General features: G+C 42.6%; 2 protein-coding genes. Both read left to right on the top strand.

Features of this window, described 5'->3' with window-relative positions; genetic code table 11:
• Window positions 1-196 (top strand): GGDEF domain-containing protein (locus tag WEIDD23_RS12900; RefSeq protein WP_197458898.1); only part of this gene is annotated, 196 nt, incomplete at its 5' end.
• The coding region (locus WEIDD23_RS12165; RefSeq protein WP_156469670.1) for a hypothetical protein at window positions 196-514 on the top strand (319 nt) is incomplete at its 3' end. The genes WEIDD23_RS12900 and WEIDD23_RS12165, both read left to right, overlap by 1 nt.

The raw sequence follows: 514 nt of genomic DNA, 5'->3' as shown, positions 1-514 counted from the left end.
GATTCGCGATAATAGTTTTGAGTTTGGAAACCATTATTTGACGGTTACTATTTCCGTTGGGGTGGCATCAATGTGTCCAACTGATGCGAACGTTGACGATGTTTTGAAACGGGCTGATCAAAGTTTGTATGAATCAAAGCGACAAGGGAAAGACAGGTTGACCGTTAATCAACCGAAAAAAGGTAGGAGAGATTAATGATTAAGAAGTGGCTATTAATGGCAATATCAGCCGTGCTAATTTGGTTGGAGGTTGGGATTAACCAACAGGCTTATGCAACCGTTGATTTTGATAGTATTCCATTAAGCGAGTTGCGCTTTTCATATGATGAATTTAATGTTCATCAATGGGGTATGGTCATGGATGACGATAAAATCGCGCTCGTGTTGAATATGAATCCAAAGGGTACCGGGCAAGGGTATGGTTTCCAAGGTTCGGGGTACCATTTCCAATTGGCGAATCAGGATGTTTACATGGATATGGCGCCTGGTAATTCAGCCCCAACAAAGCTGGGCG

The organism is Weissella sp. DD23, assembly GCF_001579105.1.
Taxonomy (GTDB): domain Bacteria; phylum Bacillota; class Bacilli; order Lactobacillales; family Lactobacillaceae; genus Weissella; species Weissella cibaria.
The sequence above is the reverse complement of the archived record's forward strand: the minus strand, read 5'-3'. Positions and strand labels throughout refer to the sequence as shown.